The organism is Porphyromonas sp. CAG:1061 (assembly GCF_000435035.1).
Lineage (GTDB): Bacteria > Bacteroidota > Bacteroidia > Bacteroidales > Porphyromonadaceae > Porphyromonas_A > Porphyromonas_A somerae.
In genome coordinates this window covers 97,181-119,349 of the sequence record NZ_HF988918.1, presented here as the reverse complement: position 1 = coordinate 119,349, position 22,169 = coordinate 97,181, and the positions used below count along the sequence as shown (strand labels likewise).

Sequence of the window (22,169 nt, the reverse complement as noted above, 5' to 3'; positions counted from 1 at the left end):
CACTCGTTAGCGGGTTCTCTCGTGCAAAGTAGGCTTCATAACCAAAAAACTCACGTGCCCTAACGAGACTGAGTATCTGAGTGCGGTCAGCCTCCTGCGTCACCTTCACCTGCCCATCCACCAAGATAAATGCATTCTGCGGAATTACCGTAGCATCATAGATCACCTCACCACGTTTATAGATATAGTAACTGCTCCAGATCAAGAGCTCCTCCCGCTCATGATCCGAGAGAAGCCCCCAAAGCTGTGGCATAATATTTGATAGGTGCGGGCTATGCTCCTTCTTTACTTCACTTCTTTCTTTCATCACATCTCTCTAAACCTCCTACAAAGGTACCAATTTTTTACCTCATCATACCTCTCTGGCACCTTTGTGCCAGAGGTCGCGTTGTACGTCGCTCCTACCTAAGAGCAGGCACCTGAGTACCAAGCGTTGAATAGCTCATAGAGAGAGGGCTTGAATGGGCGTATACACAAAGGTAGATGAATAACGCTAAGGCCTCCATAAAAGCTCTATCCTAGTAGAGTGAAAAATGAGATGCAACTAAGCAATCGGCGAGATGCAACTAAGCATTTTCCGAGTTGCAACAAAGCAAAAGCTTTCTTGCAACTCAGTAAGCGATTTTATATAGTGTTGAGTTTTAGGCAATTGCGACTAGGGTCTCTATGCCCCCTATTTTAGGTGGATTTTCACCTTGTTATGTGGGTCGAATATTGTAGAGACTGTTGCACGAAGGCGATCTGCGGCGTTGCTATCGGAATTCGGGTTCGGTCACGTACGTGAGTACGCTCCATTCACCCTCATCCTCAGCGCCTTGTATCTCATCCTTCGTACAAAGTCTCGAAGCGCCTTGCATCTCATCCTTCGTTCAAAGTCTCAGCACATTTGAAAGCAAATGTGCGAGAATGGCACTTCGTGCAACATTCTCATTGTAGTACCTCGTGGTGGTAAGTATGGATTTGATACTGATATAGTTCCTATGACTGGTATTTATAATGCCCTTCCCCGCCACTCTCTCCTTCGTCAAAGTGGAACCTAATGTGAAAACCGAAAGGTTGGTTGGGGAAGGGGTGAGGCGAGATGTTGTCTTGCTATTTTCCCTAAATATTAAAACCTTGATGCACCACTTTACCTCCGAGGGTCTATTTTTTTTTGAAGCTTTAATAGTGAAACGGGTGTGGATCTCACTATTTATATATAAGTTTGCTCATCAAAAGGGTAGGTGACAAAGTGAGGGCAGATAGCTTTCGCTTAGTAGGTTGTCCTTTGAAAGTGTGAATAATATATATATGAGTATATGACTATGTTGAGTAATCAAGAGATGGGGCGGGAGTTTGAATTGTATGCACATAAGCATCATGGGATTAATTCTCAATTGGTGAGTGACTATACTAAGATGGTCAGCAGCAGTGCTGTAGCGGAGGGGTATATCTCCCCCACCATTATAGAGGAGCGGCAGATGAATGTGGCACAGATGGATGTATTTAGTCGATTGATGATGGATAGGATTATCTTTCTTGGCTCCGGCATTAATGATTACGTGGCCAATGTGGTGCAGGCACAGCTGCTCTTCCTAGAGACGAGCGACCCTGGCAAGGATATTTCGCTCTACATTAATAGTCCTGGTGGCTCCGTATATGCTGGCTATGGGATCTATGATACGATGCAGTATATCAATTGTGATGTGAGCACTATTTGCACTGGAATGGCGGCAAGTATGGGCGCGGTATTATTAGTGGCTGGAACAGAGGGAAAACGGTATGCGCTCCCTCACTCCAGGGTGATGATACACCAACCGCTGGGCGGTGCTCAGGGTCAGGCATCGGATATGGAGATCACGGTGCGGGAGATCATCAAGGTGAAGCAGGAGCTCTTTGAGATCCTTAGCCGACATACTGGCAAGACGGTAGAGGAGATTGCCAATGATAGTGACCGCGACTACTGGATGACTGCCGATGAGGCGCTCGCCTACGGTGCGGTGGATAAGGTACTTCGGAAAGAAACTAAGTAATAGTCTATATTGTATCAATGGCAAAACGAAATCATTCGGAGCACAATCAGGAGGAGCGGTGTGATATCTGTGGGCGGCCTGCTAGTATGGTGGACTTCTTGGTGCCTGGGCCGGTGGGAAATCTCTGCGATGAGTGTGCTACTACGGTTCATAAGGCGGTAGAAGAGGTGCGGCATCAGCAAGCGCATAGGGGGAGGTTCGCTCTGCCAAGTATGGATGAGCTGCCTAAACCTCGTGAGATGGTTGCTTTTCTAGACCAGTATGTAATTGGGCAGGAGGAGGCAAAGAAGACCCTATCCGTGGCTGTCTACAATCATTATAAGCGACTGATCTACAACGAGCAAAATGCTTCGAAAACTAAGCTGAATAGTGGCGATGCTCATGATGTAGAGCTCCAAAAGAGCAATATCATGATGGTAGGACCTACTGGCACAGGTAAGACTTTAATCGCCAAGACGATTGCAAGGATGCTCAAGGTGCCATTTACCATTGTGGATGCGACTGTATTTACCCAAGCTGGCTATGTGGGGGAGGATGTGGAGAGTATCCTCTCACGATTGCTACAAGTGGCAGACTATGACGTGCAGGCGGCGGAGCGTGGAATCGTCTTTATAGATGAGATGGATAAGATCGCCCGCAAGGCGGATAACCCCAGTATCACCCGCGATGTGGGGGGTGAAGGGGTACAGCAGGGGCTCCTGAAACTATTGGAGGGTGCCGATGTGAATGTACCACCTGAGGGAGGTCGTAAGCATCCGGAGCAGAAGATGGTGCTAGTGAATACGGAGAATATCCTCTTTATCTGTGGAGGTGCGTTTGAAGGCATTGAGCGGAAAATCGCTAAGCGCAAGAATACTCGTGTGGTGGGCTATGCAAATAAATTGAGCCATCGTCACCTCGATAGTGATGACGAGAGCCTACTGAAGTATGTTGAGCCTGCCGACTTGAGGTCATTCGGATTGATCCCCGAGCTGATCGGTAGGGTACCGGTGCTCACTTATCTGACCCCACTTGGTCGGGAGGCACTGAAGTCGATACTGACGGAGCCAAAGAATGCGATCGCGAAGCAATATCAAAAGTTGATGTCGCTAGAGGGTATCACTCTGGAGATAGATGATGCAGTGTATGAGCTGATTGTGGATAGAGCTATTGCTCTAAAGACAGGGGCTAGAGGGCTACGCTCGATATTTGAGGAGCTTATGCGAGATGTGATGTATGAAGCTCCATCATCTTCTAAAAAGAAGGTGCGGGTGACGGCTAAGATGGCGGAGGAGATCTTGGGTGAATAGGGTATGCCCTTTTTGGGCGGTGCCTGATCGGACAGGTCTGACGACCGATAGAAGGTGACGCAAGGCTTTTTAATTTTGAGCCTGGTGGGGTGCCCAACTCACAAGGCGTCGTGGAAGATGGGGTATGGGGTTCTTCCCAGTCGGTCGGAGCTATCGCCCCTCCGACATGGGGGCTACAACAAATCGGATCTCCTCGGAGACCCTTGTAGTGGGGAGGGTGGTGGAGTTTATTTTTTGAGTGGTGTGGTATTTGTAGGTGGTATCAACTTTTTTTGGTACCTTTAAGCATTGGAAGTTTTTAGGACTTATGAATTAAGTGTTTTTTAGGAGAACTCTCTATGAATGCTCTAGATACTATTGATAGCCAATTGAAAGCTAAATTGTTTAAGGTGTTGAAGCAGTTTTTTGGCTTTGATGCCTTTAAGGACTTGCAATTTGAAATCATCAGCAGTGTATTGGGGGGGCAAGACACCTTTGTCTTGATGCCCACTGGTGGTGGTAAGTCGCTCTGCTATCAATTGCCTGCTCTAGTATTGGACGGGACGGCTATCATCATCTCTCCATTGATTGCCTTGATGAAAAATCAGGTAGATGCATTGCGTGCCAATGCAAGTGATGAGAGGATTGTGCATTTTATGAATTCCTCTCTCTCTAAAGCTCAGTTAGAGCAGGTGCATGATGACCTGAGAAGTGGGGTGACGAAGATGCTTTATGTGGCACCTGAGAGCCTGACAAAGAAAGAAAATGTGGATCTGCTGCATGAGATTAACGTCTCATTTTATGCCGTAGATGAGGCACACTGTATTTCGGAGTGGGGTCATGACTTTCGCCCAGAGTATCGAAGGATACGAGAGGTGGTGGAGGAGATTATGGTACGCCCGATTATCGCTCTTACCGCTACTGCCACGCCTGTGGTGCAGGAGGATATCATTAAGTGCTTGGAGATGAAGCAGCCCAATATCTTTATGAGCTCTTTTAACCGTCCCAATCTGTACTATGAGGTACGGAAAAAGGATGAGGATATTGATAAGGATATCATTAAGTTTATTAAAGCACATGAGGGTAAGACTGGCATCGTTTACTGTATGAGCCGGCGTAAGGTGGAGCTATTTGCAGAGGTGCTGAAAACGAATGGCATCAAGGCGATGGCTTACCATGCGGGTATGGAGAGTGGAGTGCGTGCAGAGGCACAAGACTCCTTTATCAGTGAGGATATTGATGTGATTGTAGCTACCATCGCATTTGGCATGGGGATTGACAAGCCAGATGTGCGATATGTGATCCACTATGATATCCCGAAAAGCTTGGAGAGCTACTATCAGGAGACGGGAAGGGCGGGGAGAGATGGAGGCGAAGGAATTTGCATTGCATACTACTGCGATGAGGATATCCAGAAGCTCCGAAAGCTCTTACAGAGCAAAAACAAAAGTAATAATGAGCGTGAGGTGGGTCGCCAGCTACTTGATGAGATCACTGGCTATGCGACCTCTCCGATATGTCGAAGAAAGTATATACTACATTATTTCGGTGAAAAGTATCATTTTGATAATTGTCATAACTGCGATAATTGTTTGAGTCATAGAAAATCTGTGGAAGCAAAAAATGAATTACGATCTATTCTTCAGGCGATCAAGAGTTTGAAGGAGGAATTTAAGACGGAGTATATTATCAACTTTGTAATGGGTGTGGATAGTGCCGATATTGAGAACTTTTGCCACACCGAATTAGAAGAGTTTGGCTGCTGTAGTGATATGGAGGTGGAGGTGGTTGAAACGATCCTACAGCAAGCTCTGATTGATGGTTATATTGAGAAGGATGTAGAGCGTTTTGGCGTGGTGGAGCTCACCAAAAAGGGGAAAACCTTTATCAAGAGCCCAAAATCTTTCCAGATACATATAGAGGATGATGATAACTTAGAGATCCCCACAGAGGAGAGTGCTACTGGAGGCGCAGGAGTGGCTGATCCACAGTTATTCTCAATTCTAAAAGACCTGAGGAAGAAGATGGCGAAGCAGTTGGATCTGCCTCCCTATGTGATTTTTCAGGAATCGAGCCTACAAGATATGGCTACTTTTTATCCTATCAATGAAATGGAGCTCCAGAATATTTCGGGGGTAGGACTGAGTAAGGCAAAGAAGTATGGCAAGCCATTTTTGGAGGTCATTAGTGAGTATGTACATGATAATGAAATAGACCGCCCTGAAGATATCCGTATTCGTACGGTGCCTAATAAGTCGAAGCTAAAGGTCTCTATCGTGCAGATGATCGACCGAAAGGTATCCCTAGAGGATATTGCCAATACTTACAATCTCGACTTTCCCGAATTGCTCAGTGAGCTGGAGGCAATCGTATATAGCGGCACGAAAATCAATATCAACTACTTTATTAGCGATGTAATGGAGGAGGAGGCTATTGATGAGATCTTTGACTATTTCAAGCACTCAGTGACGGACGATATTGAGACGGCTATGAGTGAATTGGGAGTATATGAAGAGGAGGAGATAAGGCTGATTAGAGTGAAGTTTATTTCGGAGATGGCGAACTAAGTTATATGAAAGGAAATAGGGTAATTGGGGCGCTGGTGGGGACTTTATTGCTAGCCCAAGTCTCTTGTACGAAAAGTAAGCAGATTGATTCGCTTGACGGCTTGGTTACTTGGGAGGCTGTAGAGGCATCGACTGAGTATATTGACCCTTACGTGCTTGAAGAGTGGGAAGGCGATGATGCCATGCCATCGTGTAAAGTAGATATAAAAATGTCGTATCCGACTTTTTCGGATAATAACTATACCGAGATACGAGACAGCTTGGTGAAGTCTATAGCGCAGCGAATTTATCCGGCTCCTTTGGAAGACTTTTCAAAAGAGGGAGTAAGGGCTCATCTCGAAAAGTATGTGGAAGAGCAGGTGGGAGATTATAAGCTCGACTTAGAGCAGGCTAAAAAGCTCAACTTTGATGTTGGCTCCTACAGCGTTTTCAGCCGAGAGTATGAGTATAGCGATAGTATTACTTATTCGGAGCATGGTATTTTGTCTTTGATTTCGAAGACAATTGAATACTCAGGTGGCGCACATGCCAATCAGTTCGCTTCTACCCTTAATTATAATCTAAATGATAAGGCGTTAATTACTGTTTCGTCGCTATTCAAGGAGCCTAATGATGAGGATTTGCTCGACCTGTTATTTAATGCTTTGATGCACTCTTTTGAGGTGGAAACACGTGAAGAACTTGAGTATAAGGGGGTCTTCAATTATCATGCCTTAGAAGTGACCAATAATCTCTATTTTGATAAGGATGGCATTACGTTTTACTACAATCCATACGAATTGGCAACTTACTCAACTGGTCCGATAGAGTTGCATCTATCTTACGACGAATTGGCCCCTTACTTTACTAATGAATACAAGAGACTTGGAAAGCATGGCGAGTGAAATAAGGGAGGTAATTGGAAGGTATTTCCCCAATCTTTCGGAGAAGCAGTGGGAGCAGCTGGAGGCGCTTCCAGCACTTTATAAGGAATGGAACGAAAAGATCAATGTGATCTCACGGAAGGATATTGATAATCTAGTGGTTAATCATATTCTGCACTCGATGAGCATCGGTTTGTATACCGATTTCAAGCCGATGACCGCTATTCTAGACGTAGGTACGGGGGGCGGTTTGCCTGGAATTCCTTTGGCTATCCTGTTCCCCGAATGCCAATTTACGCTTATTGATAGCATCGGCAAGAAAGTGAAAGTGGCAACAAGTATTAAAGAGGCTATAGGGCTAAGAAATACTTTGGTGCTACAATCGAGGGCTGAAGATATGGGAGCAGGGTTCTTTGATTTTATCGTTAGTCGTGCAGCGATGCCTATGAAGAATCTAGTTCGTATTGGAGAGGATATCATTGATACGAGCGACCAATCTAATACCTTGAGAAATGGGGTGATTGCGCTCAAAGGCGGTGATCTTACGGAGGAGCTAAAGCCATTTCGCAAGTCGATTAAGGAGGTGGAACTGAGTACTTATTTGCCAGATTTGCCTTTTTTTGAGACGAAGAAGATAGTTTATTACCCTGTTAGATAATCTCTATTATGCTACAATATAAGCGGTTTACGGTGAATATGGTACAGGTCAATTCCTACCTTCTATGGGATGAGACCAATATTGCTTGTATCATTGACCCTGGCTTTTCGAATGAAAGGGAGTGCCAAATGCTCTGCAACTTTATGGAACAACACCAATTGCAACTGGAGCGGTCGTTGGCGACGCACTTGCACTTTGACCATGTGCTAGGGGCAAGGTTTATAGAGGAGCACTTCGGGATTGAAACGGAAGCGACTTCGCTCGAGATTTCGCGGCTCCCTTCTATTGAGCAGCAATTAGTGGCCTTTGGTATTCCTGCTGAGGAAGGTAGTTTTTCTTTTACTCCAAAGCCGTTGAAGGGTCCTGTGCACTTCGGTAATACGACGCTGGAGGTGCTGAAGACCCCTGGACACTCGCCAGGGCATGTGACTTTTTACGACTCCACTAGTGGGGTAATGCTCTGCGGTGATGTGCTATTTAAGAATGGAATGGGGCGCTATGACTTATGGGGTGGAGATTATGGCACGTTGATGAACTCAATAGGCCAATTATTGCAATTACCAGAGGAGACGGTGGTGCTATCGGGGCATGGTCCAGAGACAACGATTAAGGCAGAAAGAGCTAATTTTTGAACACAACAATAAGAGGCCTAAATCTGTTATATAACTGATGACAAACAACACTTTACAAGATAAAAACAAATGCGTATGAACACCAATGATTTTACAATTCGTCACGTGGGGGTAACCAACCACGATGATGAGCAGAAGATGCTGAAGAGCATCGGGGTAGAGAGCATTGATAAGCTCTTGGATAAGGTTTATCCTGCCAATATTAGGCTCAAGGAGGAGCTGGACCTACCTGAGCCTATGACGGAGCGGGAGCTGATAGAGCATATCAATGAACTCGGACAGAAAAATAAGGTATTTACCTCGTATATCGGTATGGGATGGTATGATACCTATACACCAGCTGTTATCCAGCGTAATGTGCTTGAGAATCCAGGGTATTACACCTCTTATACTCCTTATCAGGCAGAGGTTTCTCAAGGTCGCCTTGAGGCTCTATTTAACTTCCAGACCGTGATTACGGAGCTTACAGGCCTTCCTCTAACCAATTGCTCGCTACTAGATGAAGCTACTTCTGGTGCGGAGGCAGCCTCTATGTTGTTGAATATTAGAAGTAGAAAGCGTAAAAATGCTAATAAGCTATTTATTGCCGATGATCTATTCCTTTCTACAAAGGGTGTGATCCGTACTCGTGCAGCCCGCTGGAATGTTGAGGTAGTGGAGGGTAAGGCTTCTGACTTTGACTTCGCAGAGGACTACTTTGGTGCTATCGTACAATATACTAATGACCACGGTGAGATAAAGGACTATAAGGAGTTTATCGCAAAAGCTAAGGAGAAGGAGATTAAGGTGGCTGTGGCTGCAGACCTTATGTCGCTCGTGCTGCTCACTCCTCCAGGTGAGATTGGCGCGGACATTGTCTTTGGCTCAGCTCAGAGGTTTGGAGTGCCTATGTACTTCGGAGGTCCTTCTGCTGGGTATTTGGCTTCTACCGATGAGTACAAGCGCGTAATTCCAGGGCGTATTGTAGGTATCTCTAAGGATCCTAATGGAAAGAATGTTTTCCGCCTAGCACTACAGACGCGTGAGCAGCATATCAAGCGTGAAAGAGCCACCTCAAATATCTGTACAGCACAGGCTTTGCTCGCCACGATGAATTCTTTCTATGCTGTGTATCATGGCCCTGAAGGCCTTAAGGATATAGCTGGCCGAATCCATACTTATGCTGTAGTACTCAGCAAAACACTAGCTAAAATGGGCTATACTCAGTCCAACAAGCAATTCTTTGATACCCTTTATATCACTGGGTTGAGCAAAGATGAGCAAAGCAAGATTAGGGAGATCGCTCTTGATTGCCAAGTGAACTTCAGGTACTATGAGGATGGGGCGATTGGTATTAGTGTAGATGAGACAACACTGCTATCCGACCTTGGTACTCTATACTATATTTTTGCTACTGCTAAGGGTATTGAGGTGCCTACGCCTGAGTTACCAAATGAGTACATTCAAGTGGAGGAGCAGTTCCGTAGAGCAAGCGACTTTCTACAGTTTGAGGTATTCCAAAAGTACCATACTGAGACGGAGCTGATGCGCTACATTAAGCGACTAGAGAAGAGGGATATTTCACTAGCACAGAGCATGATCTCTTTGGGCTCTTGTACGATGAAGCTCAATGCTGCTGCAGAGCTCTTTATCCTCTCTAATCCTCAATTTGCCTTTATCCACCCTTATGCTCCTGCAGATCAGACGGAGGGGTATATTGAAATGCTAGATAATACAGCCAGCTTGCTAGGTACTATCACGGGTCTACCAGGAGTGTCGTTTATGCCAAATTCTGGTGCGGCTGGTGAGTACTCAGGTATTCGTGTCATCACTGAGTATCTCAAGGCTCAGGGAGAGACTCAGCGTGACCTTATCATACTGCCAGCCTCAGCACACGGTACCAACCCTGCAACAGCATCATTAGCAGGATACGAAATAATCATTGCCGATACGGATGCCGATGGTAATATTGATGTGGATGACTTTGTGAAGAAGGCTACGGATAATAAAGACCGCTTGGCTGCAACTATGATTACCTATCCTAGTACCCACGGTATCTTTGAGGCAGAAATACGTAAGTTGATTGATACGGTACATGAGTGTGGTGCCCTGGTATATATGGACGGTGCCAATATGAATGCACAGGTCGGTTATACCAATCCTGGATTTATGGGTGCTGATGTATGCCACCTCAATCTGCATAAAACCTTTGCTATACCTCACGGAGGTGGCGGTCCAGGCGAGGGTCCAATATGCGTTACTGAGAAGCTAAAGCCTTATTTGCCAAGCCACGCTGTAGCTTATGGGCACGACTTTATCCCTGTAGCTGCTGCTCCATTTGGTAGTGCTGCAATTGTGGGAATTACCTATGCCTACATCCGTATGCTAGGTCGTGAGGGTCTAAAGCGTGCAACCAGTACAGCAATCCTCAATGCCAACTATATGGCGTCTAGGCTGAAGGATACTTATGGTATTACTTATAGTGGACATACTGGATATGTAGGTCACGAGCTGATTCTTGAGTGCCGCAAGGTAAAGGAGATGAGCGGTATTGACGAAAATGATATCGCTAAGCGTCTGATGGACTTTAACTACCATGCACCTACGCTATCATTCCCAGTTCACGGTACACTAATGATTGAGCCTACCGAGAGTGAGTCGCTTGCTGAGCTAGATCGCTTTATCAGTGTGCTGGAAACGATTTGGGATGAAATCCAAGAAGTGGCTAATGGTACTGCCGATAAGGAGGATAACGTTCTGAAGAATGCTCCTCACCCACTATACGAGGTGGCTGGTGATAATTGGACCCATCCATATTCACGTGAAAAGGCTGCCTTTGCACTACCATATCTAAAGGATGATAAGTATTGGACTAATGTGGGTAGAGCAGATAATGGATTTGGTGACCGCAACCTTGTTGCTACCTATTCATGCTGTGAGTTTTAGTCCGTATCTTTGGACGTAATAACTATACTGATATTTAGGGGCAAGGCAGAAATGCTTTGCCCCTATTTTCGTTTATGTATTTTATTGGGCCCCAAACATTAGGCAATACAAGCTGAATTGAGTAACTTTGCACAATAATTGTAGGGGAGTGTGATATTGTTATTTTAGTCGTATGGAGTACAAGTTTACAGAGATAGAAAATAAGTGGCAACAGTATTGGAAGGAGCACAAGATATACAAGGTGACTGAGGAGGCCTCTAAACCTAAGTTTTATATCTTGGATATGTTTCCTTATCCCTCTGGAGCTGGATTACATGTGGGACATCCACTCGGGTATATTGCCAGTGACATCCTAAGTCGATATATGCGACATAAAGGGTATAATGTACTCCACCCTATGGGTTACGACGCCTTTGGTTTGCCAGCTGAGCAATATGCTATTCAGACAGGGCAACACCCAGAAAAGACGACTCAAATTAATAGCAAGAGGTATCGTGAGCAACTTGATAGCATCGGCTTTAGCTATGATTGGAGTAGGGAGGTGATGACTTGCGATCCAAAGTTTTATAAGTGGACTCAGTGGGCATTCATTGAAATGTTTGAAAGCTACTATGATAATGTCGCTGAAAAAGCCCAACCAATCACAGAACTGATCAAGCACTTTGAGCAATGTGGTACGGAGGGGCTTGATGTGGCATGTAGCGAAGAGCTGAGTTTTACTTCAGATGAATGGCGTTCTAAGAGTGAAATCGAACAGCAAGAGGTGCTGATGAACTATCGTATCGCCTATCAAGGTGAAACGATGGTGAATTGGTGTGCTGGTCTTGGAACGGTACTTGCCAATGACGAGGTAAGCGAAGGCCTTTCGGTACGTGGTGGCTTTCCCGTAGAGCAAAAGCTGATGAAGCAATGGCAATTGCGCGTATCGGCTTATGCCAATAGATTACTTGAGGGGCTGAACAAACTGGAATGGAGCAACTCTCTGAAGGAGACTCAAAGGAATTGGATTGGCAAGTCTTCAGGAGCGTTAGTGCAATTCCAGCTCCAAGATTGCTCGGAGGCTATCACAGTATTCACCACACGACCTGATACACTTTTTGGTGTGACCTTTATGGTATTGGCTCCTGAGAGTGAATTGGTAAGTAAGGTGACCACTCCTGAGCAGGCTGAGCAAGTACAGGAATACCTGGATAGGACCAAGAAGCGTACTGAGAGAGAGCGAATGATTGACCACTCTGTGAGCGGTGTCTTCAGTGGAGGGTATGCGATTCACCCAGTCACTAAGTCTCCTATCCCAATTTGGATAAGCGACTATGTACTGGCGGGTTATGGTACTGGTGCGGTGATGGCGGTGCCAGGCCACGATACAAGAGACTTTGCTTTTGCTAAGCACTTTGAGCTACCAATTATTCCTGTAGTGAAGCCTAAAGGGGTTGAAATCGCCGAGGATCCTAATGAGTGGGAGGAGGCTGTAGATAGTCAAGAAGGGGTGATGATTAACTCCGACTTTCTTAATGGCTTAAAGGTGAAAGAAGCGATCTATAAAATGATCGACTTCTTACAGGCACAGAAGATAGGATGCCGTAAGGTTAACTATCGATTACGTGATGCTATATTTTCACGTCAGAGATATTGGGGCGAGCCTTTCCCTATCTACTATAAAGAGGGGATGCCCTATGCTTTGGACAAGAGCAAGCTACCTTTAATCTTGCCTGAGGTTGATAAGTTTTTACCTACAGATAGTGGTGAGCCACCACTCGGTAGAGCCAAGAATTGGACTACAGAAGAGGGGTATCCGCTTGAGCTAAGCACTATGCCTGGCTTTGCAGGAAGCTCTGCATATTACCTCCGATATATGGACCCGCACAATGATACTGCTCTTGTTTCAAAGGATAAAAATGAATATTGGAGGGAGGTAGATATCTATTTTGGTGGTTCCGAACACGCTACAGGTCACTTGATCTACAGCCGCTTTTGGAATATGTTCCTTTACGACTTAGGCTATGTCTGCGAGGAAGAGCCCTTTAAGAAGTTAGTAAATCAGGGAATGATCCAAGGACGCTCCAACTACGTATACCGTATTAAAGGAAGCAATCAATATGTGAGCTTGAATAAAAAGGAGCAGTACGATGTACAGCCTATTCATGTGGATATCCATATTGTGCACAATGACCGCCTTGATATCGAAGCGTTCAGAAAGTCAAAGCCTGAATTTGCAGATGCAGAGTTTATCCTTGAGGATGATGGCACTTACATTTGTGGATTTGCCGTGGAGAAGATGAGTAAGTCGTACCTCAATGTGGTCAACCCCGATGATATTATTAGAGAATATGGGGCGGATACACTAAGAGTATACGAAATGTTTTTGGGGCCTTTGGACCAATCCAAGCCTTGGGATACCAATGGTATTGACGGCGTCTTCAGATTTCTACGTCGTACCTATGCACTACTCTTTGATTCCAGTGACCAGCTCTCAATTTCTGATGATAAGCCAACTTCAAAGGAGTTGAAGGTGCTACATACTTGTATTATGAAGGTAAATCAAGGGCTTCAAAGTTACTCTTTCAACACCTGCGTAAGTGCCTTTATGATATGCATCAATGACCTCACTGCTCTTAAATGCAATAACCGTAAGATATTGGAGGAGTTCACCGTGCTATTGGCACCATTTGCGCCGCACTTAGCGGAGGAGATGTGGCATCTGCTAGGCCATAATGAGAGCATTGTAGATGCTCCATATCCAGTACACAACGATGCTTATCTTAAGGAGAGTGAGATACAGTACCCGATCTCTTTCAACGGAAAGGTGCGTTTTCAGCTAACTCTTTCAGCAGAGATGAGCAAAGAACAAATTGAGGAGGAGGTATGCCAATCTCCTGAGCTAGAAAAATACTTAGACGGCAAGGCGATCGCTCGCATCATTGTGGTGCCTGGCCGAATAGTCAATATTGTTACCAGTAAATAAATTAACTTTCATACCATAATAAGAATATGCAGTCGAAAAAAACTTGGTCCATAATCAAAGATTATGTGTTCATCACATTAGGATTACTGATCTATCTAGTTTCCTATTTTTGCTTTATCTATTACCACAAGATTACAAGTGGAGGCCTTGCTGGTATCGCATCAGTGATTAGCTGGGGTTTTGACATTCCCTTCTCTGTCCCTTACAACGCCATTAACTTTACACTACTATTAGTGGCTATCAAGGTACTTGGATGGCGCTTTAGCCTTAAAACTGTTTACAGCGTCGCTTTCCTAGGCCTTTCTACCACCTCTATTGAGCAGTATATCCTACCTGCATATCATGATATGATCCCATTGCAAGATAATCCTGCTTTGGCGATGATTATTGGTTCAATAATGATCGGTATTAGCTTAGGAATTGTCTTCTCCATGAACGGATCTACTGGAGGTACAGATATTGTGGCGGCCATTATAAATAAGTATAGACAGGTCTCTATCGGTAGAGCACTGATTTACATTGATGTGATTACTATCACTGCCAGCTGGTTTATCTTTAAGAGCCCTGATAAATTGGTCTTCAGTATGCTACAAGTATTGATCACCAACTCCTCCGTTGATTATTACCTTAATGGGTCACGACAGAGTATGCAGTTCTTCATCATTACAAGGAAACATCAAGAGATGGCCAATGCTATTCTCAAGGGTGTTAATAGAGGGGTAACCTTCTTAAATGGTGAAGGAGCCTACTCACACCAGGAAGTTAAAGTATTGATGGTGATTGCTAAAAAGACTGAGAGCATCAATATTTTTAGAATTGTAAAGGATGTAGACCCCAATGCCTTCATCACTCAGACACTCGTTAGAGGTGTGTATGGTCAAGGATTTGATGTGATCAAAGTGAATAATAAGAAGAAGATTCAGACACAGGCTCCAGATGGAGTGGCATTAAAAGAGTCTGAAATGGAGACTGTTAATCATCCAAGTGAGCTCAAAGGATGAAGCTGTTATTTGCTACCCATAACCCACATAAAGCCCAGGAGATAAGAGATATATTCTTATCTTCTGGCTCTGCTTTAGAAATCACCTCGCTCGTAGAGTTGGGGGATATGGAGGAGATAGTCGAGTCGGGTGATACTTTGGTTGAAAATGCTTTAATCAAAGCACGAGAAGGCTATGCACGTCACGGCTTAGACTGCTTTGCCGATGATACAGGGCTAGAGGTAGAGGCCTTAAATGGCCGACCTGGAGTTTACTCAGCAAGGTATGCTGGTCTAGAGTGCAGAGCGGAGGATAACATCCAAAAGTTGCTAGGCGAACTGCAAGGTATTCAAAATCGTAGTGCTCGCTTTCGCACGGTGGTCGCCCTTATCTTGGATGGCAAAGAGCACCTCTTTGAAGGAGTTGTCAATGGTCAAATTATTGATCATAAAACTGGTGCAGAGGGGTTCGGATATGATCCTATTTTCCAGCCCAATGGCTATCCAATTACCTTTGGAGAGATGAGCGAGTCCGAGAAAAACAAGATCAGCCATAGGGGAATGGCCATCCAGAAGCTGATAGCTTTTCTTAAAAATCAAGAGGATTAATTCATTATGGGATACGATGCACCACTTTCAAAGCCACAGCAACAAAGCTTCCAAGCAATGAAGCTTAGCGAGCTATTGGGCTATGTCAAGGGGGTGCTTAATAATGCTCTTGGAGGTTACTACTGGATCACTGCCGAAGTCTCTAATATCAGCCAGTCTGCACATAATGGGCATGTCTACTTTGATCTTGTCGAGACGCAGAATGGCATTAAGAAAGCATTCGTAAGGGGTAATCTATGGTCGGGTCGTGCTTCGCAAGTACTGCCTCGTTTCTACCAAGTGACTGGTGGACCCATCACTTTCGGAATGGAGTTGATGATGCTAGTGAAGGTTGATATGCATCTTCAATATGGGCTTTCCCTGACTATTTATGATATTAATCCTGAGTACACTTTAGGACATCTGGAGCGATTACGTCAGGAGACCATCAACAAACTCAAGGCTGATGGTATATGGGATCTAAATCGCCAGCAGTACCTTCCAAGTCTTATCCAGAGAGTGGCGGTGATTACATCCGCTACAGCTGCAGGGTGGGGCGACTTTCAAAAGCAAATCTTCCAAAATCCAGTCGGTAGACTTCTTAAGATTACGCTGTTTTCATCAATGATGCAGGGTGAGGGAACCACCGCCTCTATTGCCAACTCACTTACCAAGATCGCAGAAAACCTTGAGGATTTTGATGCCGTAGTAATGATCCGAGGTGGAGGAAGCAAGATGGATCTATCTGCCTTTGATGATTATTTACTCTGTAGTCTTGTTGCCAATTTTCCGCTACCGATTATTACCGGTATAGGTCATGAAAAAGACCTCTCTGTGGCCGATATGGTTGCTCATACACCCCAAAAAACGCCGACCGCAGTTGCCGACTTTCTCCTAAGGCGAATGGAGCTAGTCGTTACTCAGCTATTTAATGCTGAGAGCAGACTTGAGGCTATCCTCACCGAGTCAATGGAGAAGTCAAGTCAAAAGCTAGACTACCTATCGCAGAGAAGCCAACTTATTTTAGGCCAAATCGAACGGAAATCACTACTCCAACTCAGCGACTTTAGCCACTCTCTTGAGAGAAAACTAAGCTTGCGTCTAAGACTTGAGACAGATAGAGTTCATTCTGATCAATTACACTTGGAGCATCTGCTACAGTTCCACAATTCAAAGAACCACCAAGGGGCGCAGATGATTACTTACCTTTCTCAGAGGCTAACTTCTTGGCTGAAAAACTTGCCTCGGAAAATGCTCGAAACTCAGGTGCAGTATGAGCGGATAGCTGAGCTACATAGTCCTCAAAATATTATGAAGCGCGGCTTTCTGCCAGTGTTGAAAAATGGTGAGCCTATCCAAAGTGTCCATTCATTACAATTATCAGATAGCCTAAAGGTGTTATTACTTGATGGGGAGATTACCACAAACATTCAATCTATAGAGAAAAAAGAAGATGAATAATCAAGATACAGATATAGAGCTAACGTACGATCAGGCGGTTGCAGAGACAGAAGCGATCCTAAACGAGTTGGAAAGTCAGCAGTTACCTATTGACCAAATCCTAGCCAAGAGCAAAAGGGTGGTAGCTTTAATTGCCCACTGCCGAAAGGAGATCTCAAAGGTAAGCGATGAGGTGGATAATATCCTCAGTGAATTGAAACAAAACGAATCAAAAACCAATTCACAAGAGCAGTAATACCCAATTACTATGGATCTGATTACCTCCTTCATCTATAAAGCAATGTCTTTTCGCCTTCGTAAGATAGAGCGATACACTACAAAAAGCGACTCCATACAAATGGCTCAGCTAGCACAGGTGCTGAAGCGGTTGAATAATACAGCTTATAGCACAAAGTATAGCAAGAAGCCAATTCAATCATACGAAGAATTTAGCAAGAGCATCCCAATTGTGGAGTACGAAAATATTCGCACCTTTGTGGAGGAGATGCTTAAGGGAGAGAGAGAGCAGCTTTTTTCTGAAAAGTGCCAGTGGTTTGCCACATCAAGTGGCACATCAGGTGGACGGAGCAAATACCTACCTGTTCCCAATTCTCATCTTCGAAAGTGCCACTATAGAGGCGCCTCCGATACCCTTTGGCTCTATTTGGATACACGGCCCGATAGCCAGTTTTTCAAACATAAAAGTTTAGTTATTGGTGGAAGTCATAGCCCCAGTCAGTATGGTCGGGGGACTCATACGGGCGACCTATCAGCTATCCTAGTCCAAAATATGCCATTGCTAGGCCAGCTTTATAGAGTTCCCTCCAAAAGCACACTGCTAATGGGCGAGTGGGTATCCAAGATGCAGAAAATAGTGGAGGAGGTACACAGCGAGGACGTTGGTAGCTTATCGGGTGTACCGAGTTGGATGCTTGAGACCATTATGGCTATTTTAGAGAAGACCAATAAGCAGAACCTTTCTGAAGTTTGGCCTAATCTCGAAGTGTTCTTTCATGGAGGCATCAGCTTTGAGCCTTACAGAGATAAGTACCAATCCATTATCCCAAGTAGTAGGATGCAATATCGAGAGACTTACAATGCAAGTGAAGGCTTCTTTGGCATCCAAAACGACCCTTCGGATAAGTCTATGCTACTGATGCAAGACTACGGTATATTTTATGAATTCATCCCGATGTCTCACTTTGATGACCCAGAGAGATCGGCCATACCACTTTGCGATGTACAGAAAGGCGTCAATTATGCGATGGTGATCTCCACATTGGGCGGGCTTTATAGGTATGTGATAGGAGACACCATTCAGTTTACCGAGCTCAGCCCATACAAGTTCGTCATCACAGGTCGCACCGCCAGCTACATCAATGCTTTTGGAGAAGAGCTTATGGTGCACAATGCCAATGATGCTATCTCCACAGTCGCCAGTGATATGGGGCTTACGGTGCTAGAGTATACTGCAGGTCCGCGATTTAACCTGGACAAAGCCAATGGTTATCACGAGTGGGTCATTGAGTTTGAAAAAGCCCCATCCGATCCCACTCTCTTTATGGACCAACTAGATAAAGAGCTCCGCAAGGTCAATAGTGATTATGATGCCAAAAGGTACGCCGATATGGCACTGCTAATGCCAAAGTTAGTTATTGCCAAGAAGGACCTCTTTAGAGAGTGGTTAATCAAAGAGGGTAAGCTAGGCGGACAGCATAAGATCCCCCGACTTAAAAACGATGTAACGCTTCTTGACCAGCTAATAGAACTGAATAAATAGACAAATATATAAAGAGACTTCTAGGGTATTTCCCTATGAAGTCTCTTTTTTAATTGCTATGTCCAACTCTACTGCTCTTCTTTTATTTCACCCAATTGGATGGCGATATACCACTTGGTGTCTGGGCCATTGGGGTCGTAGAGTAGGTCTTGTATCGCTTGCTTGCCTTTCTCCTTGGCTTTTTCCCATGCTAGTTCGGGGATTGGCTCAGAGTAGTCGCATCTGAAGTCGCCACCCTTGTAGTAGGCTTCTGGAAGAAAACAAACGCCCTGTATTGGTGAGGTTAGGCTTTGATCCGCCTTGCTACAAGTTATCTCTATTTGATCGTAGTATCTTGGTACAAAGCCGAAGATGCCGTGGGCGTAAGCATCTAATCGGATCTCATCTTCAGCCAAAAGGTTGGGGTTGTTCAGGATAAGTTCTTCTTTGGACTCTCGTACATCAACGTAGGTGGGCATAGACTTTTCGTCTACCAACTTGTAGATGATGGTCACCTCTCCCTCTTTAATCTGGTGGTAGAGCTTTTCCCTCACCTCCACTTGCAGTGTATTGATGCTAGACTTGGATTGCTGAGGGGCGACAAACTTAAAGTAGTTGGGGCTAGCAGTCAATTCTTTGGTGACTAGGGGGTGATTCATCAATGGGCCTTTGAACCTTTTGCCATCCCACTCATTGATCTTTAGATGATGATTTGCTTCATCGATCATCTCCTGAATGGTGAGTGGTACTCTTTTGAATGGTCTATTCTCTTTCTTCATATGCTTATATCTTTCCTATCAATCCTTGCTTATTCGTCCCAAAAGTCAGTCCAATCGTCGTCGTTATCCACGTCATCAAACGAATCAATAAACCAATTGGGATTTGTTTCGCTCTGTATAAACTCCTCTAGGTCTCGGCGCTCTTTTTTAGTTGGTCTGCCAGTGCCTTTTCGTCTGCCTGCTTGGCTAGTCATTCTATGCAGCTCCCATAGGTCATATTCGCTCTGTGGGGTCAGGTTCCTTTGGTAGATATGCACTAGCTTTGGTCCGACTCTATTATTCAAAAGCTGAAGCACCTCAAGCGAAAGGGTCATGGGCGGTTTCCTCACCTCTATTCTATCACCCACCTTGATCATAGATGAGGGTTTGAGAGTACGTCCAGAGATAGATACCCGCCCTTTTTTGCAAGCATCAGCCGCGATAGAGCGTGTCTTGAATACTCTAGTAGCCCATAGCCACTTATCAATTCTCTGTAGTTCGCTCATCCTCTCTCCTCTTCTTCTTTGAGTGGGTATTGAATTGATTCATTGTCCGCTCTAGCCCTGCCAGGCAAAATGAACGAACTATCTCTGCTCCATTCTTGCAGATCTCGGGTAAGAGCTGCTGCTCATCATCATCAAACGTCCCGAGCACATAGTCAATTTGAGATCCCTTGGGATAATCGCTTCCTATTCCAAATCTTAGTCGGGCATAGGCCGAGGTGCCTAGCGTGGCTTCAATATGTTTAAGACCGTTGTGCCCACCTGCACTTCCTTTCCCTTTGAGACGAAGCGTGCCAAAGGGCAGTGCTATTTCATCGACAATTACCAGCAGACGCTCAAGTGGCACCTCCTCCTCTTTCATCCAATAGCGAACCGCGTTGCCACTTAGATTCATAAAGGTAGAAGGCTTGACGATGACTAGCTCTTTATTCTTTATCTTCACTCGAGCAACACTTCCATATCGCAGCGATTGAAATTTTAAGGGATCACCAACGAGTGCATCAGCAATCATAAAGCCGGCATTGTGCCTTGTCCCTTCGTACTCCGAGCCAATATTTCCTAGCCCAACGATTAAAAACTTATTGGGATTCATCTCTCCTTTTTTCTTTGTTCTGAAAATAGAGCTCAGCTTGCTCCACAAGTTGCTCATACCATTCTTTTCCATAAGCTCTAATAAGAGGTTCTTTCAAAAATTGATACACCCTGAGGTTTAGCTTGCGACCCAACTCGCGTGCTGGTTCGCATATGGGCACCCACCTTGAGTAGTTGAGTGCTTTCTTGCCATCCCTTAATTGCGATACCCTGATTGGATAGAGATGACACGATATTGGCTTGTAGAAAGACCGATCAATCCCCTCTGTATAGCACTTCTCAAAAGCACACCGCACGGAGTGGTCCCTCTCAAGGCATGTAAATACACACTGCTCTCCGTCGATGATTTGTGTGACCAAGTCGCCATCGGCATCTTCGTACATTAGCCCATGCTCTTCAATATACTTCAAGTGCTTTTCAGGTAAAAGCCTCTGGACGTTGGGGAAAGCATTGCAGATCATCTTCACCTCCTCTCGCTCAATGGGGGCGCCAGACTCTCCCTCGATGCAACATGCTCCGTGGCAAGCCTCGAGGTCACAGCAGAAGAAGGTCTCTAACACTTCCGAGCTAACTATGATATCTCCAACAATGATCATCTATTAATTATAAAAAAAAGACGGGGCAAGTAGCATATACTCGCACCCGTCTTTTCGCTTATCTGTAAATGTTTTCTTGAGATGCGATTACTCCGCTGACTGTGCTGCGTCACCAGACTCTGCAGACTCCTCAGTTGTCTCCTCATCTTCCTCCTCGGTGCTGCTAGCAGCAGAGCGAGAAGTACGAGTGACACGTACGGCACAAACTACAGCATTCTTAGAGTTGAGCAATTCAAGATTGTCGAAAGATAGATCCCCAACCTGAATGGTCTTGCCAATCTGAAGTTTAGACACGTCGATGTGTAGACGCTCAGGGATATTCTCATAAAGCGCTTTCACACGTAGTTTACGCATATCAAGAGTGAGGTTACCACCGGCACGTACACCGACAGCGTGGCCATCAAGCACCACAGGTACTTCCATAGTGATTGGCTTCTCCTTTGAAACCTCTAGAAGGTCAATATGAAGAATATGATCAGTAACAGGGTGGAACTGAATATCCTGAAGGATACATGTGCGTACTCCTGCACCTGTATTGAGCTCAATGACAAAAATATCAGGAGTGTATACAAGATTTCTCAAATCCTTCTCCTTGACGGTAAGCATTGTAGCCTCTTTGCCATCTCCGTAAATCACTGCAGGAACTAGACCCTGCTTGCGAAGTGCCTTCGCCTCTTTCTTGCCTTTGCTCTCGCGAACTTCGGCGGCTAGTTGAAATGTTTTCATTTCTAATGATAAATTAATGTGTTACTCAAAATTAGCCTCTTCACTAATTTCCCATCACACTGGGAGCTTTCCTGAAAAAGCACTGCAAAGGTACTAATAATCTCGCATATCTGCCATAGATCTGCTGTGACACATCAGTGGGTTAAGCATTAGGAGAGTCAACTGCGGGGTCTCCTATTTATCGGGGTCTATCCCAATTGATCCCATTTACCCCCATGAGATACTCCACCACCCAAAGATTTAGACTGTGAAATGAGGTGAAGAATCTGGCTAAAGTGGATCCACCGAGAGTGATTTTTCAACCGACTGGAATTCAGTCCTATATATTAGCGTTGACCG

The 22,169-nt window shown here is 44.9% G+C and carries 19 protein-coding genes; 13 read left to right on the top strand and 6 right to left on the bottom strand.

Annotated elements, in window-relative coordinates; genetic code table 11:
- The coding region (locus QVO39_RS05735; protein ID WP_288171819.1) for a cyclic nucleotide-binding domain-containing protein at window positions 1-307 on the bottom strand (307 nt) is incomplete at its 3' end.
- A gap of 997 nt (window positions 308-1,304) precedes the next feature.
- Here QVO39_RS05735 and clpP point away from each other — a divergent pair.
- From clpP to QVO39_RS05670, 13 genes are all read left to right on the top strand, one after another.
- Entirely contained in the window at window positions 1,305-2,012 is a 708-nt protein-coding gene (gene clpP, locus QVO39_RS05730) for an ATP-dependent Clp endopeptidase proteolytic subunit ClpP (RefSeq protein ID WP_288171818.1), read from the top strand.
- 17 nt (window positions 2,013-2,029) lie between these two features.
- Window positions 2,030-3,301 carry an ATP-dependent Clp protease ATP-binding subunit ClpX gene (clpX, locus tag QVO39_RS05725; protein WP_021903385.1) on the top strand — a complete coding sequence of 424 codons (1,272 nt, stop codon included), beginning with the start codon at window positions 2,030-2,032 and terminating at the stop codon, window positions 3,299-3,301.
- Window positions 3,302-3,639: 338 nt separating this feature from the next.
- On the top strand, window positions 3,640-5,847 hold the full coding sequence (gene recQ / locus QVO39_RS05720) for a DNA helicase RecQ (protein ID WP_021903384.1): 2,208 nt from the start codon (window positions 3,640-3,642) through the stop codon (window positions 5,845-5,847).
- Between the two features lie 5 nt (window positions 5,848-5,852).
- Complete coding sequence (locus QVO39_RS05715; protein ID WP_021903383.1) at window positions 5,853-6,731, top strand: DUF3298 and DUF4163 domain-containing protein; 879 nt, start codon at window positions 5,853-5,855, stop codon at window positions 6,729-6,731.
- Complete coding sequence (rsmG, locus tag QVO39_RS05710; protein ID WP_018028213.1) at window positions 6,721-7,368, top strand: 16S rRNA (guanine(527)-N(7))-methyltransferase RsmG; 648 nt, start codon at window positions 6,721-6,723, stop codon at window positions 7,366-7,368. Before QVO39_RS05715 ends, rsmG begins: the two co-directional genes overlap by 11 nt.
- Window positions 7,369-7,376: 8 nt before the next feature.
- A complete protein-coding gene (locus QVO39_RS05705) occupies window positions 7,377-8,000 on the top strand; it encodes an MBL fold metallo-hydrolase (RefSeq protein WP_021903382.1) in 624 nt (207 codons plus the stop codon).
- Between the two features lie 75 nt (window positions 8,001-8,075).
- The gene (gcvP, locus tag QVO39_RS05700; protein WP_021903381.1) at window positions 8,076-10,925 is read left to right on the top strand and encodes an aminomethyl-transferring glycine dehydrogenase; all 2,850 of its coding nucleotides are present in this window, start codon (window positions 8,076-8,078) and stop codon (window positions 10,923-10,925) included.
- A 172-nt stretch (window positions 10,926-11,097) separates the two neighbouring features.
- Window positions 11,098-13,890, top strand: coding sequence for a leucine--tRNA ligase (gene leuS / locus QVO39_RS05695; protein WP_021903380.1), 2,793 nt, complete (start codon window positions 11,098-11,100; stop codon window positions 13,888-13,890).
- 26 nt (window positions 13,891-13,916) lie between these two features.
- A complete protein-coding gene (locus QVO39_RS05690) occupies window positions 13,917-14,891 on the top strand; it encodes a YitT family protein (RefSeq protein ID WP_018028217.1) in 975 nt (324 codons plus the stop codon).
- The gene (rdgB, locus tag QVO39_RS05685) at window positions 14,888-15,478 is read left to right on the top strand and encodes an RdgB/HAM1 family non-canonical purine NTP pyrophosphatase (protein ID WP_021903379.1); all 591 of its coding nucleotides are present in this window, start codon (window positions 14,888-14,890) and stop codon (window positions 15,476-15,478) included. Before QVO39_RS05690 ends, rdgB begins: the two co-directional genes overlap by 4 nt.
- Window positions 15,479-15,484: 6 nt before the next feature.
- Entirely contained in the window at window positions 15,485-16,918 is a 1,434-nt protein-coding gene (gene xseA, locus QVO39_RS05680) for an exodeoxyribonuclease VII large subunit (protein WP_021903378.1), read from the top strand.
- Window positions 16,911-17,153, top strand: coding sequence for an exodeoxyribonuclease VII small subunit (gene xseB, locus QVO39_RS05675; RefSeq protein ID WP_018028220.1), 243 nt, complete (start codon window positions 16,911-16,913; stop codon window positions 17,151-17,153). Before xseA ends, xseB begins: the two co-directional genes overlap by 8 nt.
- Before the next feature lie 12 nt (window positions 17,154-17,165).
- On the top strand, window positions 17,166-18,677 hold the full coding sequence (locus QVO39_RS05670) for a GH3 auxin-responsive promoter family protein (protein ID WP_021903377.1): 1,512 nt from the start codon (window positions 17,166-17,168) through the stop codon (window positions 18,675-18,677).
- 68 nt (window positions 18,678-18,745) lie between these two features.
- On the opposite strand, the gene QVO39_RS05665 is transcribed toward QVO39_RS05670, so the two are convergent.
- From QVO39_RS05665 to QVO39_RS05645, 5 genes are all read right to left on the bottom strand, one after another.
- Window positions 18,746-19,435, bottom strand: coding sequence for a hypothetical protein (locus QVO39_RS05665; RefSeq protein ID WP_021903376.1), 690 nt, complete (start codon window positions 19,433-19,435; stop codon window positions 18,746-18,748).
- A 29-nt stretch (window positions 19,436-19,464) separates the two neighbouring features.
- Entirely contained in the window at window positions 19,465-19,920 is a 456-nt protein-coding gene (locus QVO39_RS05660; protein WP_018028223.1) for an RNA-binding S4 domain-containing protein, read from the bottom strand.
- A complete protein-coding gene (pth, locus tag QVO39_RS05655) occupies window positions 19,898-20,509 on the bottom strand; it encodes an aminoacyl-tRNA hydrolase (RefSeq protein WP_021903375.1) in 612 nt (203 codons plus the stop codon). Before pth ends, QVO39_RS05660 begins: the two co-directional genes overlap by 23 nt.
- Window positions 20,496-21,104 (bottom strand): DUF3109 family protein, encoded by a 609-nt coding sequence (locus tag QVO39_RS05650; protein ID WP_021903374.1) that lies wholly within the window; start codon window positions 21,102-21,104, stop codon window positions 20,496-20,498. Before QVO39_RS05650 ends, pth begins: the two co-directional genes overlap by 14 nt.
- An 87-nt stretch (window positions 21,105-21,191) precedes the next feature.
- The gene (locus tag QVO39_RS05645; RefSeq protein WP_021903373.1) at window positions 21,192-21,830 is read right to left on the bottom strand and encodes a 50S ribosomal protein L25/general stress protein Ctc; all 639 of its coding nucleotides are present in this window, start codon (window positions 21,828-21,830) and stop codon (window positions 21,192-21,194) included.
- Window positions 21,831-22,169: the final 339 nt, after the last annotated feature.